Source organism: Capnocytophaga sp. H4358 (assembly GCF_002302515.1).
Taxonomy (GTDB): domain Bacteria; phylum Bacteroidota; class Bacteroidia; order Flavobacteriales; family Flavobacteriaceae; genus Capnocytophaga; species Capnocytophaga canis.
Genome location: NZ_CP022380.1, coordinates 1,974,400 through 1,992,479, shown reverse-complemented (window position 1 = coordinate 1,992,479; position 18,080 = coordinate 1,974,400). Strand labels below are relative to the sequence as shown.

Genomic DNA, 18,080 nt, shown 5'->3' with positions numbered 1-18,080 from the left:
AAAACAAAAAAAACGTTTTTGGAACGATTTTCGCTATAAAAAATAATAGGAAATTAACCACTAATTTTATGAAAAAAATAATATATATTTTTATAAGTTTATGTTTGCTAACAGCTTGTAATGAAACAGATAACAACCAAAAATCGGCTAAAAATCTGCATTTGCCACAGTCTATAGGGCAATTAAATTCTTTAGCCGTAGTCATTGACAATACGCTTTGGGAAGGTTTTGTGGGGGATACTATCCGAAAATATTTTGCCTCGCCTTTAGAAGGTCTTCCAACCGAAGAACCAATTTTTTTATTACATCAGATTCCTCCGCAAATTTTTACGGATAACACTCGAAATAGTAGGAATGTATTGATTATCAGTCAAGATTCACTTAATAAATCATTCGTAAAAGAGAATTTGTATGCACGTCCTCAAAAAGTGGGTGTTATCAAAGGTAAAACAAAACGAGACATCAGTTGTGAGATTCAAGAGCATTTTGCCAAAATGATCGAAGAATTTAGGGATAACGATATTAAGGAGGCTCAATCACGATTCCAAAAATCTTTGAATAAAGAAACGGCGTTGCAGGAAAAATTAGGCTTTTCGCTCACAATGCCCTCTGTTTACAAAATTGTGAAGCAAGAAAATAATTTCTTCTGGATAGAACGTCAAATTAAGGGGGGAACTTCCAACTTAATTGTTTATGAGATGCCTATTAATAGCATACCAAAAGACAATAGCCGAGCTGAAACCATCGTAAGAATGCGTGATTCCATCGGTGAACGATACATACCAGGTAGAAAAGAAGGTATGTACATGATTACCGAAACATCCTTTGCTCCCAGCATTACAGATATGAAAATTAAAAACAGGAATGCTATGGAAAGCCGTGGTTTGTGGGAAATGAAAAATTTCTTTTTAGGAGGACCTTACCTGAATTATATTATCGAAGATGTTCCTAATAACCGTTTAGTCGTACTTGAAGGCTTCATTTTAGCTCCAAGAATAGAAAAAAGAGATTATCTATTTGAATTAGAAGCTATTGTAAAATCCATTGAGTTTGCAAAGTAATTTGTCACTTAATTTTTTGGTGTAAAAGATAGTTTTCGTTTGTGGGAATTGTTCGTTTTCTTTTTTGCAGTCAAAAGCGTTTGAAATGGATAAAGTATCCCTAAAAGTAGGTATTTTAAAATTAATCTTATATCTTTGGGGTTTAATTTTGAATACAAGACAATTTGCAATTCTACAACACAAATGAAAACACTTATCAAAGATGTACATATTATCAATGAGAATCAAGTGATTAGAGGTGATATACTCATTGAAGGAGAACGAATAGCCAAAATAGCACCCAATATTACAGCGGAAAACGGATACACAGTTATCGAAGGAAAAGGGCATTACTTATTGCCAGGAGTAATTGATGATCAAGTTCATTTTAGAGAACCTGGGTTGACGCACAAAGCCAATATAGCTTCCGAAAGTGCAGCGGCTGTTGCGGGAGGAGTAACTACTTTTTTTGAACAACCCAACACTGTTCCCCAAACCACAACTATTGATCTTTTGGAAGAAAAATTTGAAATTGCATCGAAAACTTCTTTCGCTAATTTTTCGTTTTTTCTTGGTGGAACGAATGATAATTTAGAGGAACTAAAGCGATTAGATCGCAAGGCTTGTGTGGGTATTAAACTATTTTTAGGCTCTTCCACAGGGAACATGTTGGTAGATAATGAGCAAACTATTGAACGTATTTTTTCGAATGTGGATATGGTTATAGCTACCCATTGTGAGGATGAGCAAACCATCCGGCACAACATGGAGCGTTACTCTCAACAGTTTGGTTATCAAATACCTATGCAAATTCATCCTTTAATTCGAAGCCATGAAGCTTGTTATTTATCTTCGTCTAAAGCTGTTTCCTTAGCTCAAAAAACAGGAGCGAGATTACACGTTTTTCATCTTTCAACAGCTCAAGAAACAGAGCTTTTTAGAAATGACATTCCTTTGAAAGATAAAAAGATAACTGCGGAAGTATGTGTACATCATTTGTGGTTTTCCGATGCTGATTACGATCAAAAGGGAAGCCTCATTAAATGGAATCCAGCGGTCAAAACGGCTAATGATCGTGAGAGCTTGTGGGAAGCCTTGTTAGACGACCGTCTGGATGTAATTGCTACCGATCATGCTCCTCATACACTCGAAGAAAAGCAAAATCAAGAATATCATAAAATTCCCTCGGGAGGCCCTTTGGTGCAACATTCGTTAGTAGCAATGCTTGAGCAACATCATAAAGGACGTATCTCAATTCAGAAAATAGTTGAAAAAATGTGCCACAATCCCGCAATTTTATTTGAAGTGAAGGATAGAGGGTTTATTCGTGAAGGGTATTATGCTGATTTAGTTTTAGTTGATTTGAATAGTCCGTGGAAAGTGACCACAGAGAATATTTTGTACAAATGTGGATGGTCTCCTTTTACAGATTCTGTGTTCAAATCAAAAATCAGAACCACATTCGTTAATGGAAAAATGGTATACAATGATGGAATTATTATTGGAGAGGCGGCTGGAAAACGCGTTACTTTTAATAGATAAGTTATGAAAATAAGATTATATATTTTGATTATTCTATGTTTTTCGGTGCTGTCATGTGGTGAAAATATTGTAAAAAAGCCTCAAAAATTTCTTTCGGAAAGAGAAATGCAGAATTTGATGTATGATTTAATCCTTTTAGACGCTATAAAAAGTACAGATTACACAATGATGGACACATTAAACATCTCTTTTCAGGAATTGATATACAAAAAATATGAAATTGATAGTTTAATTTTAGCTCAAAATATGGAATATTATGCTTCTTTTCCTCAAAAATATGATACAATAATCAAAAATGTTGAGTTACGATTGAAACGAGAACGAGATAGCATCATTCCAGAAATTGATGCAACATCAGTCACACCTTTAGAAGTAGACTAAAAAATACAGAACCTTGGAAAGTCATCTATTATCTCCGCCTTTTTTATCCTGGATTTTCCCATTATTCCTCTTTGTTTTTGGGGTCATAGCCTTTATGAAAATGGTTTATCCCAATCATTTTTCGGAATATGTAAAATTACCATTAAATGATAAGTACATTGTGATTTACGAGAAAAAAGAACGAAAAATACATCTTTTTACGTTTTTTCTATTTTTTTTGCAATGGTTTTCGTTGAGCTTATTTTTCTATGTTTGTGGACAGATATATGATCTACAGTTTCCTGTTAGTACTGGATTTTTATTTTTAGACATCGCTGTATTACTTCTGTTGCTTTTAGGTTTAAAGCTTGTTGTACAAACTTCTATAGCTCAGGTGTTTGAGTTGAGAGGGTTTAGTAAGGGGTACATGTTTAGTCGTATAGCATATTCAAGTTATGGAGCTATTTTGGTGGTTGTAGTGTTATTCTTTATTCTATATGCAGTGTCTTTAGAAAAAAAATACATCTATTTACTTTTCGGCATACTATTAATAATCAACGTATTAGGTTGGATTTCGATTGTAAAATCCAATCAAAAGATGATAAAACCTTACATTATTTATTTTATTTTGTATCTTTGCACCCTTGAAATAGCACCGTATGTCTTCTTTATCTATGGGATTAGATTTTTATAGAAACAAATTCGGTGAACTAATAACATCCGTAGGATTTATTTAGCACAAAGCAAACAGTAATTATTTATGAAAGTAAAAAGTATCTTGGTTTCACAACCAGAGCCGAAGGCAGAAAACTCTCCGTATGCTCATATTATTGAAAATCAAAGAGTTAAGATTGATTTTATTCCATTCATAAAGGTCGAAGGGGTTAGTGCTAAAGATATACGTTTGCAGAAAATAGATTTAACAAAATTTTCTGCTGTTATATTAACAAGCAGAAAGTCAGTAGATCATTACTTCAGAATTGCAGAAGAAATGCGTTTCAAAGTGCCTGATACTATGAAATATTTCTGTCAATCTGAGGCAATTGCATTCTACTTGCAAAAGTACATCACTTACAGAAAAAGAAAAATTTATGTAGGAAAGAAAGAATTTTCTGATTTGTTGCCTATTTTGAAAAAATACAAAGAAGAAAACTTCTTATTCCCTGGTTCAGATACTTGTAAGGCAGAACTTGCCACAGCTCTTAATGATTTGAAAATCAAATGGGAAAGAGCAATTTTTTATAGGACTGTTCATTCTGATTTATCAGGAATAAGCAACTTTAATTACGACATTTTGGCTTTCTTTAGTCCTGCAGGTATTGAATCGTTGTTTAAAAATTTTCCTAACTTCACCCAGAATAACACAAAAATAGCCGTTTATGGTGATTCAACTTTAAAAGCAGCCCAAGAGGCGGGGTTGGTCATCGACATAAAGGCTCCTTCTCCTGAAACGCCTTCAATGACAATGGCTTTGGAACAGTATATTTCAAAAGTAAATGGAAAAAAATAGTTAGGGCGATCAATGATACAAGTTATATAATCTGAAGGCAAGTTAGTGGAATCTAATTTGCCTTTAGCTTTTAGTACAACACTAAAGTTTTACCCTATTCCATGAAATGACCTGAGTACCATCGGAATAGTGACAAAGGTGATAGTTAGGTGATAAAGAAATGTTTTTCAGATGATAATTTATATTTAATTTGTTTATTTTCAGACCTCTAAGATTCCATTCTTGATGATGTATGTCATACCGAAACAAAGATTCTTTTATATCTAAAAACAGGCAATAACGTTCTGTAAGCCAAAGGTCTAAAGGTGTCTTTTCAAGTATAATTTCCTCTATGTCAAATGATACGTCCAAACGGAAATTCTTCTTTTTGTTTTCTGAATTATATTGATTATCAGCACGTTTTATCGTTGCAAACTCGTATGGAAGTCCTGATAAGCATTTCGCTACAATAGCTGATAGTAGTTTTCCTGCTTCAATATTTAAAAAATAGACCCCTTTTTTACCATCTTTTTCTACATACGTTCGGATATTTATCTCATGAAAGTCAGAAATAAAGGAAATGGCGGGTAGTTGTTTTGGTCTTATTTTCTCCATAGTGAATGCTACTAACGAGATGTAGCAATCATTATTGTAACTATCTAATTGTAAGCCGGTTGGAACTAATTGACGTAACAACTCATAAGGTACTTTATAATGTAAAAACAAGGCTCGATTCCACTCTTGATAGTATGTCCAATTGCCTTTCGGAAGTGGATATGGTCGATGTTCGTTGTTTTTTAAAATGTTTGTGATAATGCTCATTTTAGGTTTGTTCAGTTATTTTCTCTTCTTTTGGAAAAGCTTTTTTGTTGAACATAAGCAATAGCCCTACGGCAACGCATATGGCAGAATCGGCAACATTGAAAACTGGTTCAAAAAACTGAAAACGGTTACCTCCCCAAATTGGCAACCATTCAGGAAGAGTAGTGTCAATCAAAGGGAAGTAGAACATGTCTACTACTTTGCCGTGAAACCAAGTCCCATAGGGTTGTTCTGAGAACAGAGTCGCTACGTTGTTGTAGCTATGGTCAAAAATCACTCCGTAGAAAACGGAATCAATAATATTACCTAATGCTCCTGCTAAAATCATTGATATAGAAATGATTAAAATAGGATGTCGTTGCTTTTTTATGGATGATATCAACCAATAGCCTATCCCGAAAACCGCAAAAATACGGAAAAGTGTTAAGGCTAGTTTTCCATAAACTCCGGGGATTTCAGCTCCCCATGCGGCTCCGTTGTTTTCAATGAAATAGATTTTAAACCAACTAAAAACGTCTACACTTTCATTCAGAATAAAATTTGTTTTAATGTATATTTTACTAACTTGGTCAATGATTAATATCGCAAGAATGATAAAAATGGCGTGTTTTAATTTCATAGAATTATAAGTATATGAGGGGCAAAAGTAAGTCTTTTTTGGTAAATAAGCTAAAAAACTTAGTATTGAACTTACTTAAATTTGCATTTACTAATAGGTTTAAAATTTCAACAATTGTGTAAAGAATCAATTTTGGTTACATGAATTTCAATAACTCTTCGAGATGCTCTCGGCTATTGGAAAGTCGTGGCACTTTGTTTTGTCCCCCTAGTTTTCCTTTGTTTTTGAGCCAATCGTGAAACAGATTTTGTCGGGCTACATGAACGGTAGGCATGTTAAGAGTCATGTTATTATAACGCTTAGCTTCGTAGTCGGAGTTTACTTTTTTGAGTTCTTCATCTAATATTTCGGTGAATTTTTCGATGTTCAAAGGTTCTTTATCGAACTCAATGATCCACTCATGTCCGCCTTTGAGTTTATCTTTCATGAAGATAGGAGCTACTGTGTAATCTTTCACATGGCTATTGGTAAGTTCACAAGCTTTTTTTAGTCCTTTTTCCGTATTTTCGATAATAAGTTCTTCTCCAAAAACATTGATAAAGTGCTTGGTACGTCCTGTAATTTTGATACGATAAGGTGAAACAGAGGTGAAACGAATCGTATCTCCGATGATGTATCGCCAAAGTCCTGCATTTGTGGTGATTACCATTGCGTAGTTCTTTCCGAGTTCTACTTCGGATAGAGGAATCACTTTTTGTTGGTTGGTTCCGAAAGTATCCATCGGAATAAATTCGTAGAACACACCATAGTCTAGCATCAAAAGCAATTCATCGGAATTATTTCTGTCTTGAATCCCAAAAAATCCTTCTGAGGCATTGTAAATTTCATAGTAGCGGAAAGTATCGGAAGGGATTATTTTTTTGTATTGTTCGCGATATGGGACAAAACTAACTCCTCCGTGAAAATATACTTCCAAATTTTTCCATATTTCGAGTAAATTATTTTTTCCAGTTTCTTCTAACACTCGGTTGAGTAGGACAAGCATCCATGAGGGAACTCCAGCCATGCTGGTTACGTTTGCGTTTTTAGCTTCTTTGACAATAGCTTGTAGTTTTGTTTCCCATTCGCTCATGAGCGACACCTTATTGCTTGGAGTAGAACTAAATTCTGCCCAAAATGGTAAGTTTTCAATTAGTATTGCTGATAAATCACCGAAATAAGTGCCGTTCTCTTGATATAGTTCTTTGCTTCCTCCAAGGCGTAAACTCTTACCTGTAAATAGATTAGAGTTTTCATTATTGTTTAAGTATAAACAAAGCATATCTTTGCCTGATTTGTAATGACAATCCTGCAAAGCCTCTTCGCTGACGGGAATAAATTTACTCTTAGCATTAGTTGTCCCACTACTTTTAGCAAACCATTTGATGGGAGAATGCCAAAGAACGTTGCGTTCACCCTTTCTGGCTCGGTCAATATAGGGTTCAAATTCCTCGTAGGTTACCAAGGGTGTATTTCGTACGAATTGCTGGTAATTTTCAATTTCGGAAAAACCATATTTTTTTCCAATTTCGGTGTCTTTAGCAGCGTTTAGCAATTCCGCTAAAACACGCTCCTGTGTCTGGTGAGGGTTATTTACAAATTGCTGAATTTGGTCAATACGTCGTCTTAAAAACCAAGAGGTTATCGAATTAAATAGTGCTAATGGCATCTTTAATGTTTTTTAAAATTGATTGAAACTCCCGATATGATTTGTTCAATTGTTTTTTATCTCTCGCATATCGTTTGTATAATAGATTTTGATAATCAGAACTTTACAGAGTTTTGTTGTTGTTTATCAAATACATTTTTCTCAAAAGTTATTACGAATCTGTTAAAAATAAAAATTCCTTAATACAAACAGAATGAATAAAATCTAAATTTTGCACAGTCCTAAACTTCAGTAAAAATGAGGGGTAAATTCTAATTGAAATAAAACATGTTCCTGAAATTATTACTTTTGCAACACAAATGATTATATCATCGAATATATATTCTGAATATACCACCTTCTAAAATCGGGTAAATTTAATAAAAAAAATAGATATGTTTCAAGGAGTATTACAAAAAATGATGACCGAAATGGCAAATCCTGTACGCTACTACTTGCAATTGGAGAACGATTTTTTATCGGTCAATAGTTTGCTAAATCAACAGATTAAAATAGAATTATCTCATTTTCAATGTTTAAGCTGTGGAAAGAACGAACCTATTTTTCGACAAGGGTTTTGCAAAAAATGTTTTTTTGAAATTCCACAAGCCGCCGATTGGATTATGCATCCAGAACTTAGCAAAGCTCATTTAGATATTGAAGATCGGGATTTGGACTACGAAAAACAGATGCAACTGCAGCCTCATTATGTGTATTTGGCAAATTCAAGTAAAGTGAAGGTGGGGGTTACGCGTCATTCACAGGTACCTACACGCTGGATAGATCAAGGAGCTCATGAAGCTTTGGTAATAGCTGAACTTCCAAACCGTTATTTGGCAGGAATTACTGAAGTTGCTTTGAAAGAGCATGTTTCGGATAAAACCGATTGGCGAAAAATGCTTACGAATACTCTGGAAGATATTGATTTAAAAGAAATTAGAAATCAGCTGTTTACATTCTTTCCTGAGGAAACGAAATCTTATTTTATTGACAATGGTGAAGAGGTTCATATCCAATTTCCTGTGGAACAGTTTCCTCAGAAGGTACATTCTCTTAATTTAATCAATACGCCAGTGTACAATGGAGTGTTGAAAGGAATCAAGGGACAGTACCTCATCTTTGAAGATGGGACGGTTTTCAATGTGCGAGGTAATGAGGGGTATTACGTAAAGTTCTCTATGTAGGAAATGTGTTTGTATCTTTGAACAACAACGTAGGTTCTAGAATGTATATCATGTCAAAACACTAAAAAGATAAAGAAATGAACAAAATAATAAATGTAGGATTAGCTTCTTTTGGGATGAGCGGACGTTTGTTTCACGCTCCATTTGTAGCAAATCACCCACTTTTTCGGTTACAAGCTGTGGTGGAAAGGCATAAAAACGATTCACGAGAAAAGTATTCTCAATCAAAATTGTATCGCTCTTTCAATGAGTTGCTCCATGACGAAATCATTGATTTGATTGTGATCAACACTCCCGTACAAACACATTATGAATACACTAAAGAGGCATTGGAACTAGGGAAAAATGTATTGGTGGAAAAGCCTTTTACCGTTACGAGCGACCAAGCAAAAGAGTTACAGCAATTGGCAGATTCAAACGATTGTTTTTTAAGCGTTTACCAAAACAGGCGTTATGATGGAGATTATCTTAAGGTTAAAGAAATTATTGAAAGTGGAGCTTTAGGAACCATTAAAGAAGTAGAAATCCGATTCGATCGTTTTCGCACCTCAATCAGTGAAAAAAATCATAAAGAAGCTCCCATAGCAGGAGCAGGAGCTCTGCATGATTTGGGAACTCATCTTATTGATCAAGCATTGCAACTATTTGGTTATCCAAAGTTTATATATGCTGATTTAGGATTCCTACGCGAAAAAACACAAACGAATGATTATTTTGAACTCATTCTATTTTATGAAAACGAACTTCGTGTACGCCTAAAATCTTCAACCATATCAAAGGAAAAAGGCTGGGAATATATCGTACACGGTGATCGAGGCAGTTTTTTACAACAACGATTTGACGCTCAAGAGGATATGCTTTCAAAGGGAATTACTCCAACTACCGAAAATTGGCTTCCTAAAGTGCAATATCCGAACGGCATATTACACACCTCTACCGTTTACGAGCAGACCGTAGCTCAACACGGAAACTACATGGATTTTTATCAAAATGTATATGAATCAATGGTTTATGGAAAATCAAATCCTGTTCCTGCTAACCAAGCTGTGCAAACCATGTCTCTGATTGACAAGGCTATTGAAAGTTTTTCTCAAGGAAGGAAAATATCGCTATAGAGATGATTCTATAACATATTCGTTTTAGATGTTAAAAATCATGAACAACCGTTGATGATAACCATTGAGAGGCTTAGCGAAATTGAAAGCCTCTGTTTCGATAAAATAGTATTAATATAACTTTTAAAAACCTCTCGCTATGAAGTGGTTTTTTGTATCTTTGCGGTTCTAAATTTTCTATTTATAAAATTAATAAAATGCAACAATATCACGATTTATTACGACATATTTTAGAACACGGACATAAAAAAGAAGACCGCACTGGAACGGGAACCATTAGCGTATTCGGCTACCAAATGCGGTTCGATTTAAGCAAGGGATTTCCCGTTGTTACCACCAAAAAACTACATTTAAAATCTATCATTCACGAGCTTCTTTGGTTTTTAAAAGGCGATACCAATATTAAGTATTTATCTGACAATGGTGTTCGCATCTGGAACGAGTGGGCTGATGAAAATGGTGACTTAGGTCCTGTGTATGGACATCAGTGGCGTAACTGGAACAACGAAGATATTGACCAAATTAAGCAAGTAATCGAAACCATCAAGAAAAACCCTGATAGTCGTCGTATTATTGTGGCGGCTTGGAATCCTTCTGTATTGCCCGACACTTCAAAATCCTTTTGTGAGAATGTTGCCAACGGAAAGGCCGCTTTACCTCCGTGCCACGCCTTTTTTCAATTCTATGTGGCAGACGGAAAACTTTCCTGTCAGCTTTATCAACGTAGTGCTGACGTGTTTTTAGGAGTACCTTTCAACATAGCTTCGTATGCCTTATTAACAATAATGGTAGCTCAAGTTTGTAAACTGGAAGTTGGCGAGTTTGTACACACTTTTGGAGATGTTCACATTTATAACAATCATCTTGAACAAGTAAAATTACAACTGAGTCGTGAGCCACGTCCTTTACCCATAATGAAGCTCAATCCAGAGGTAACCGACTTATTTTCTTTTAAATATGAAGACTTTACACTAGAAGGTTACGACCCTTATCCTGCCATAAAAGGAGAAGTTTCGGTGTAGATACTTAACAATCAATACATAAACCATTTCAAAAAACATAGCGATGCAATCTTCATATACCATTTACAATGCCTCGGCGGGTTCTGGAAAAACTTATGGTTTGGTAAAGGCCTATTTGAAAATCATTTTAAGCGATGAAAAAATAGACTCTTTTCGTCGCTTATTGGCTATCACATTTACCAATAAAGCTGTTTTTGAAATGAAGGATCGGGTAATTGAAATGCTTACCGAATTTTCAGATATAAAAAGCCTTACCGAAGCTAATTCGATGTTTGAAGAGCTTAGGCAAGAATTGAAAATTGCTCCCGAGAAATTGCGTTCGCGTTCCGAGTCTGTCTTGAAACACATACTCCATAATTATGCTGCTTTCAACATCAGCACTATTGATGGATTCAATCATCAATTGATACGTAACTTTGCCTTCGATTTACAATTAAATCAATTTTTTGAGGTACAGTTAGATCAAAAAACCATACTGCGTACGGCGGTTGACAATCTGATGAACAGGGCTGGAGAAGATGCTGAAATTACCCAATTACTTATTGATTTTTCAGAAGACAAAATGAAAGAAGACAAGAATTGGGACACCACCAAAGAACTACTGGAAGTAGCAGAGATGCTCACCAAAGAAAATCACTACACAGCTCTTAAAGAACTGAAAGAGAAGACACTATCTGACTTCATAGCTCTAAAAAAAATACTACAACAAAAACTATCACAAAGCATAGAAACCATACGGCAAATCACCACTGATTTTTTTACACTATTGAATGAAAACGATTTAGATGAAAATATTTTCTCTGGAAAATACATGTTTAACTTTTTCAAAAAAATACAAAACGATCCTAAAAGGGAACCTGTTTGGGGTGCAAACTGGCAATTAAATTTGGAAACAAAACCTTTATACGCTGAATCAAATAAGAAAGGATTAAATACAGCTCTAATTGACAGCCTACAACCTGAATTTGTACGACAGTTCAAAACTGTACAACAACAATTTGGAGAATATAATTTTGTAAAAAATGCACTGCAGTATGTAGTTCCTTTGGCTTTGCTAAATCGTATTCAAAATGAAATAGAATTAATTAAACAGGAAGAAAATATTCTTCCGATTTGGGAGTTTAACTCGGTGATTTCCAACGAAATTACAAAACAAACTATTCCATTTATCTATGAGCGTATTGGTGAGCGTTTCCAGCACTATTTTATTGACGAGTTTCAAGATACATCAGAATTGCAGTGGAATAACCTTAAAGAGTTGATATCCAATGTAGTATCAAGCGAAGATATGAATCAACAACAAGGCTCTGTATTGTTAGTGGGAGATGCCAAACAATCAATTTATCGATGGCGAGGAAGTAAAGCTGAGCAATTTATGGATTTATATCTCAATAAAAAACAGCCTTTTACGATAGGGGGGATTGTCGTAAATTTAGAGGAAAATTACCGAAGTTTAGAAACTATTATTGATTTCAATAATAAATTCTTCAAATTTACTTCCACCTTTTTTGAGTCTGAAGAATATCAAAATTTGTATGCTAATGCCACCCAAAATTACCCCGAATACAAAAGAAATAATCAAAATTTCCCTATTGGATATGTAGATATTCGATTTGTAGATGTTGAACAAGAGGAAGAAAACTACGAAGAGGAAAATATAGCCGATGAATTGGGATATACTCCAAGAGAACTGACTTATTGCAAAGAGGTTTGGGAAACAGTCAAACATGCCAATGAATCGGGAGCCAAAGACGAAGATATCACTATTTTAGTTCGTAAAAAGCGTGAGGGATTGGCATTAGCCTCCTATCTTTCTGCACAAGGAAAAAAAATTATTTCTCCTGATTCCCTTTTGTTGAAAAATGTGCCATCAATTCGTTTTCTGATTTCGCTACTACGAGCAGTACAAAATCCTGATAGCAAAGAGTTAAAAATCAATATGTTATTCGATTTTATCAGTGTAAAAAATACAGCTGATGTACACAACTTCATTACCGAATATATTGACCAACCTATCGATTCTTTTTTTGAAAAATATGGCTTTTCATTGGCTCAATTCAATGGTTATTCCCTTTACGAAGGTATGGCATTAGCAGTCAATCGTTTTGATTTAGCTAACGATTCAGATGCTTACATAGCGAGTTTCCTGGACATCATTTTTGAGTTTAAAAACACCAACAAAGGTGGAATTTCCGATTTTCTTTTGTACTGGGAAGAAAATCAAGACGCTTTAAGTATTAGTTCTCCGGAAGGATTAGATGCTATTTCGATAATGACGGTGCATAAAAGTAAAGGATTATCAGCTCCGGTGATTATCTATGCCTTTGCCGATAGCGAGTTAGTGGATACGAAAAAAGACACGCTTTGGTATCCAGTAGATGCGGAAAATTTTGGTGGTTTTTCACATTTGTTAGTGCGATTCAATAAAGGAATAATCAATTTTGAAACTCAAAGCCAAGAGATTATCAATCAACATAACGAACAAAATAAATTAGACCAAATCAATGTGCTGTATGTGGCAATGACTCGCCCTGAATCCTTCCTTTATGTGATAACAGCTTTACCAGAATCACCTAAAAAGCAAACCTATGGTACACTTCTAAAGGAATTTGCTGGATTACACATTTCCCTTCTGAACCAAAACGAGAAAATACAATGTAACGTTAATGAAAATCAGTCGCATTACACCTTCGGCAGCCCTATTTTCCCACAAAGAAAAAAACTAAAGCAAATTGGCTCAGATGGCTTCATTAAATTTCAGAAGGATTGGAAAACTCCTAACTATAAAATTGCTACTGGAGCTTCTCTTTTGTGGGATACTACTCGAAAAGAGGCTATTGAGCGAGGAAATCTGATGCATAAACTATTAGCCGAAATCAAATATAAGAGTGATATTCAAAAAGTATTAGAAAAAAACCTACAAAATGGTACTATTTCACAAGTTCAACATGAATTGATTGAGAAGCAATTGATTGAGTTGTTACAACGAAAAGAAATACAACCCTATTTCACAGACAGATACAACTACTACATTGAAAGAGAGTTTGTCGATTCTAATGGTAACTATTTCCGTCCAGATCGCATTGCCTATTCTACCGAAGAAAAAATTGCTGTTATCATTGATTATAAGACAGGAAAACCTAATGAAAAAGACGTACAACAGATGTCCTATTATGCCAATAATTTATCCCTGTTAGGCTGGAACATCACCCAAAAGATATTGGTTTATTTGAACACGAGTGAAATCATTTTTGGATAAAGTTACACCTTTCTTAATCTTTAAAAAACGAATCTACGAATTCGTATTTATTGAAGACCTGCAAATGTTCTATGCCTTCCCCTACTCCAATGTACTTCACCGGAATTTGGAATTCGTCTGAAATTCCGATGACTACACCTCCTTTAGCGGTTCCATCTAATTTGGTAACAGCCAAAGCCGACACTTCGGTTGCTTTGGTAAATTGCTTGGCTTGTTCAAAAGCGTTTTGTCCTGTTGAGCCATCCAAAACAAGTAATACATCGTGTGGAGCGTCAGCAATGACTTTTTGCATTACTCGCTTCACTTTAGTCAATTCATTCATCAGATTGATTTTGTTGTGCAAACGTCCGGCCGTATCAATTATAACAACATCAACATCTTGTGCTACAGCCGATGCTAAAGTATCGTAAGCTACAGAAGCTGGGTCACTTCCTGTTTGTTGCTTAACAATTGGCACACCGACTCTGTCTGCCCACACTTGTAATTGGTCAATGGCGGCTGCACGAAATGTGTCTGCTGCACCAAGCATAACTTTATATCCTTTCTTCTTAAATTGATATGCCAACTTACCAATGGTAGTGGTTTTCCCCGCACCGTTGACCCCAACAACCATCATGACATACGGTTTTTTATCCACAGGAATAACAAAATCAGTATCTTCACCGCTGTTAGTCCCTGATAAAAGTCCAGCGATTTCTTCTCGAAGAATTCTATTCAACTCATTAGTTCCTAGGTATTTATCACGAGCTACTCGTTTTTCAATCCGTTCGATAACTTTCAAAGTGGTACTTACGCCGAGATCACTGCTAACTAAAACTCCTTCAAGCTCATCCAGCACATCGTCATCTACTTTGGATTTACCTGCAATTGCCCGACCTAATTTGTCAAAAAAACTTACTTTTGACTTTTCTAGTCCTTTATCAAGAGTTTCTTTTTTTTCCGAAGAAAATATTTTCTTAAAAAAATTCATTGCCATGGACTTCCTGTTTCTAGTTAAATTTTATTGCTTAATATTGTTGTTTTATCATACAAATCAGAATCAAACCCCTATTTTTTCACAGAATTTGCTAAATGTATGAAAGCTACATTCCTTATTTTGGGTGCTAAAATACGGAATAAATTGAAATGTAAAAATTTCTTAGTAATGTATTTCAAATCAAGAAATAAGACAAATCTGCATATCTGTCAAACACATTTTCTGATTTGGACTTTCCTCTCGTATAACTAACTGACATACAACATACATTCACTTCAAAAAAATGGAAATGATTAAAATACTCATATTGTACCTCAAAGAGTGTTCTGCAAAGTTATAAAATTATTTTGAAAATTTTATTTCAAATCTTGGTATAATCCAGTTTTCCAATTATTTTGATGGATGAATTTTAGTAGTTTTTCAAATCGGGAAATCATTTTTTCGCCTGAATTTCGCATTACATAATTCGGAAAATTAAATTCTTTCTGATGCAAATTGGTAAATTCCCAAGGATGAAAATACAATGTAGCGTAATTTCTGTACTTCATCGTTCTTTTTAAAAGAAAATGGTAAAACCACTGCGGAAAGTTGTGAAAAGAAAGCCAAAAAAGAGGAATACGAAATAGCGGACTCACAGCGGCAGGAATTTGCAGAAGTCCTTTTTCAATAAAAATGCGTTTTGATACGTGTAATTTATTGTATCTACCCGGTAGAATGGTCGGGTTTACGGACGAATTATAAATATATCCTGCTTTTTTCACCTCGTTTGCCTCTATTTCTGCCATTCTCGGCATACGAAGTCCTTTTATTTCAGTTTGAAATTGTTTTTCTAAGGCTTCTTTGGACATTTTGAGATGAGAAATTTCAAAATTAGAATGATAATAGGTGTGTGAAGCCAATTCGTGTCCTTCCATCAAAAGACGTTCTATTAAATCAGGACAATTCTGTGCAAAAACAACCGTTGAAAAAAATGTAGCCTTGGCGTTGTATTTTTTTAAAAGGTCTAAAATGGCGATTGTTCCTTCACGTGATATGGCTATTTGTCTTTGGAAATCAATGTTGTAGCCATATTCTTTTGGCATATCAAATTCTTCGATGTCGAATGAAAGATAAATCATTGTTTAAATTTTATTTTGTTTTATGAAACCAAAATCTTGAATAAACTCTTAATTTCTTTTGCTATCGTATTTGTTGAAAAATCTGTAAATTCGATGTTTTCATTTGGAGTTACGATGATTTCACCTATTTTTTTATTGTGTTTGATTAGTTTTAAAAGAAACTCGAAGTCCATAATGAATGAATTACATTCGGTACACAATAAAATAGAGGTTGCATCTCTTTTCATTGCTTTTAAACCCGCTTGTGAGTCGGTTATTTTACCTTTGGAAAGTATCCAAATTATTTTTTTGACTCCTTGCGAAATTATTTTTCGTTTCCAAGGCAATTTTTTGTTGTATGACTCATCTCTTTTAGCTATACAAATGTCATTATCGCTTTTTTGGAGGTTTTCAATAATGCTGTATAAAGCATTTCTTCCGAATGGGAAATCAATATCGTAAAACACCACCAAAGGAGCTGTACTTTGCTTGATTCCTTCCTTAATGGCTCCTCCTTTTCCTCGATTTTGCTCCAAATTTAGAAAATTCACGCAGTGAGGAAAATCGCTGAGCAGGGCTATTATATAACTTTTGTAATTATCCTTGGTTGAGCCATCATTTACCAGAGTGATTGAGAAGTTTTGCAATCGATTTTCTCGCAATAAAGCTGTAATATTTTCTCGCAATAACTCAAAAATATGATTCGCCGTATTGTAAAACGGAATCACAATATCAATTTGTTTGTTCTGCATCGTTTTTAGTTTTTAGGTTCGAGCATTTCGATGGTTTTGTATTCAAAAAAACACATTTCCCAAATCATTACTAACCAAACAATTGCTACAGGAATTGCCCGTAGCGAATATTTAATAATATAAGGTTCTTTTAGGGGTTTAAATATGTCTGTAGGTGAGAGTGATGCTAGTATTGTAAGGGACAAAAGGCTTATTTTTAACCATTTGTTTTGGTTCGGACTTGCTACAAACCATATTCCAATACCTACATAAGCTATTATATAAGTACTATTTTCTGTTCCTGTGCTAAACAGACATAAAAACATACTTACAGAGGCTAAAAACATCAACCGAAAATCTTTATTTTCATACTGATTAAAACGTAAATAAGGCAACGTGAATAGTACTAATCCGGTTACAATTACCACTAAATTATTATTAAAAACCCCCGTTCGTTGCAGAAATCCTAATAAGGATAGATTTTGAAGGTTGTATTGTAAAGCATTCATATTCGAATTGTTCTTGACTGCCAATCGTTCAAACCATTCTTGATACTGAGAGATAACATATTGCGGTGAGGAATAAAGCATTGGTAAACAAAATAAAATTACCAACCAAAGTAGTCCCGACCCTATGAATCGTATCTTATCTTTTGAAAAGAAGAAAAAAGCAAGTCCTACAATGCCATAAATTTTTGTTAGAATCCCTATAACAATCAGCAATGTAGCCCAATGGCTTTTCCCTTTTTCTATGAAAACAAATGCTCCTACTAAAATGGCTATTATACTGATATTGAATTGTTGCATTGCTGCTGCGGTATATAAATCGTGAGCTGCAATAAGTAATATTCCTATTATTTGCCATTGTTTCAAAGGCAGTTGACGTATCGCCCAATACAGAAAGAGTACGTTGCTCATAATCCAAAGTGAACAACCTAACCAATTAGGCAAAACAGCGAACGGAGCAATTATAGCGCTAAACAAAATTCCATAATGATTTACATCAAAGTACTCTGTTGGATATTCAGCGTAAAGCGATAGTTTTCCAATGGTGTGACGGAAGACTCCTTCAAAAATCAAATAGTTATTATACTTCCCTCGTATAAAAACATTCTGAATTACGGTAGCAAGAGCCAAACCGAACCACAGCAATGTAACGAAGCGAAAATCTCTAAACAACCGTAGCATCATTTTTTTT

Annotated in this window: 16 protein-coding genes; 9 read left to right on the top strand and 7 right to left on the bottom strand. The window is 34.6% G+C overall.

Annotated features, from left to right (window positions below; translation table 11 throughout):
* The first annotated feature begins 68 nt into the window (after positions 1 to 68).
* From CGC49_RS08455 to CGC49_RS08435, 5 genes are all read left to right on the top strand, one after another.
* Positions 69 to 1,061, top strand: a complete 993-nt coding sequence (locus CGC49_RS08455) for a DUF4837 family protein (protein ID WP_042010239.1) — start codon at positions 69 to 71, stop codon at positions 1,059 to 1,061.
* A 183-nt stretch (positions 1,062 to 1,244) separates the two neighbouring features.
* Positions 1,245 to 2,582, top strand: coding sequence for a dihydroorotase (locus CGC49_RS08450; RefSeq protein WP_095912372.1), 1,338 nt, complete (start codon positions 1,245 to 1,247; stop codon positions 2,580 to 2,582).
* Between the two features lie 3 nt (positions 2,583 to 2,585).
* Positions 2,586 to 2,963 (top strand): DUF4296 domain-containing protein, encoded by a 378-nt coding sequence (locus CGC49_RS08445; protein ID WP_042010233.1) that lies wholly within the window; start codon positions 2,586 to 2,588, stop codon positions 2,961 to 2,963.
* Between the two features lie 13 nt (positions 2,964 to 2,976).
* Positions 2,977 to 3,636, top strand: a complete 660-nt coding sequence (locus CGC49_RS08440; protein WP_042010231.1) for a DUF4271 domain-containing protein — start codon at positions 2,977 to 2,979, stop codon at positions 3,634 to 3,636.
* A gap of 66 nt (positions 3,637 to 3,702) precedes the next feature.
* Positions 3,703 to 4,452: a uroporphyrinogen-III synthase gene (locus CGC49_RS08435; RefSeq protein ID WP_095912371.1), complete on the top strand. Its 750-nt coding sequence runs from the start codon at positions 3,703 to 3,705 to the stop codon at positions 4,450 to 4,452.
* 81 nt (positions 4,453 to 4,533) lie between these two features.
* On the opposite strand, the gene CGC49_RS08430 is transcribed toward CGC49_RS08435, so the two are convergent.
* The 3 genes from CGC49_RS08430 to CGC49_RS08420 form a co-directional block, all read right to left on the bottom strand.
* On the bottom strand, positions 4,534 to 5,253 hold the full coding sequence (locus tag CGC49_RS08430) for a YqjF family protein (protein ID WP_095912370.1): 720 nt from the start codon (positions 5,251 to 5,253) through the stop codon (positions 4,534 to 4,536).
* A 1-nt stretch (position 5,254) separates the two neighbouring features.
* Entirely contained in the window at positions 5,255 to 5,872 is a 618-nt protein-coding gene (locus CGC49_RS08425) for a lipoprotein signal peptidase (protein ID WP_042347129.1), read from the bottom strand.
* Between the two features lie 136 nt (positions 5,873 to 6,008).
* Entirely contained in the window at positions 6,009 to 7,520 is a 1,512-nt protein-coding gene (locus tag CGC49_RS08420; RefSeq protein WP_042010217.1) for a GH3 auxin-responsive promoter family protein, read from the bottom strand.
* Positions 7,521 to 7,894: 374 nt separating this feature from the next.
* Here CGC49_RS08420 and CGC49_RS08415 point away from each other — a divergent pair, with 374 nt between their 5' ends.
* The 4 genes from CGC49_RS08415 (at position 7,895) to CGC49_RS08400 (ending at position 14,079) form a co-directional block, all read left to right on the top strand.
* Positions 7,895 to 8,683: a DUF2797 domain-containing protein gene (locus CGC49_RS08415; protein WP_095912369.1), complete on the top strand. Its 789-nt coding sequence runs from the start codon at positions 7,895 to 7,897 to the stop codon at positions 8,681 to 8,683.
* A 77-nt stretch (positions 8,684 to 8,760) separates the two neighbouring features.
* On the top strand, positions 8,761 to 9,798 hold the full coding sequence (locus CGC49_RS08410; RefSeq protein WP_095912368.1) for a Gfo/Idh/MocA family oxidoreductase: 1,038 nt from the start codon (positions 8,761 to 8,763) through the stop codon (positions 9,796 to 9,798).
* A gap of 197 nt (positions 9,799 to 9,995) precedes the next feature.
* Positions 9,996 to 10,820 (top strand): thymidylate synthase, encoded by an 825-nt coding sequence (locus tag CGC49_RS08405; protein ID WP_042345479.1) that lies wholly within the window; start codon positions 9,996 to 9,998, stop codon positions 10,818 to 10,820.
* Between the two features lie 43 nt (positions 10,821 to 10,863).
* The gene (locus CGC49_RS08400) at positions 10,864 to 14,079 is read left to right on the top strand and encodes an exodeoxyribonuclease V subunit beta (protein WP_095912367.1); all 3,216 of its coding nucleotides are present in this window, start codon (positions 10,864 to 10,866) and stop codon (positions 14,077 to 14,079) included.
* A gap of 13 nt (positions 14,080 to 14,092) precedes the next feature.
* Here the strand turns inward: CGC49_RS08400 and ftsY are convergent, their stop codons facing one another.
* From ftsY to CGC49_RS08380, 4 genes are all read right to left on the bottom strand, one after another.
* Positions 14,093 to 15,049: a signal recognition particle-docking protein FtsY gene (ftsY, locus tag CGC49_RS08395; protein WP_042010304.1), complete on the bottom strand. Its 957-nt coding sequence runs from the start codon at positions 15,047 to 15,049 to the stop codon at positions 14,093 to 14,095.
* 362 nt (positions 15,050 to 15,411) lie between these two features.
* Positions 15,412 to 16,173, bottom strand: a complete 762-nt coding sequence (locus tag CGC49_RS08390) for a polysaccharide deacetylase family protein (protein ID WP_095912366.1) — start codon at positions 16,171 to 16,173, stop codon at positions 15,412 to 15,414.
* A 20-nt stretch (positions 16,174 to 16,193) separates the two neighbouring features.
* Complete coding sequence (locus tag CGC49_RS08385; protein WP_095912365.1) at positions 16,194 to 16,904, bottom strand: glycosyltransferase; 711 nt, start codon at positions 16,902 to 16,904, stop codon at positions 16,194 to 16,196.
* A gap of 5 nt (positions 16,905 to 16,909) precedes the next feature.
* Positions 16,910 to 18,073, bottom strand: a complete 1,164-nt coding sequence (locus CGC49_RS08380; RefSeq protein ID WP_095912364.1) for a glycosyltransferase family 87 protein — start codon at positions 18,071 to 18,073, stop codon at positions 16,910 to 16,912.
* Positions 18,074 to 18,080 lie beyond the last annotated feature (7 nt).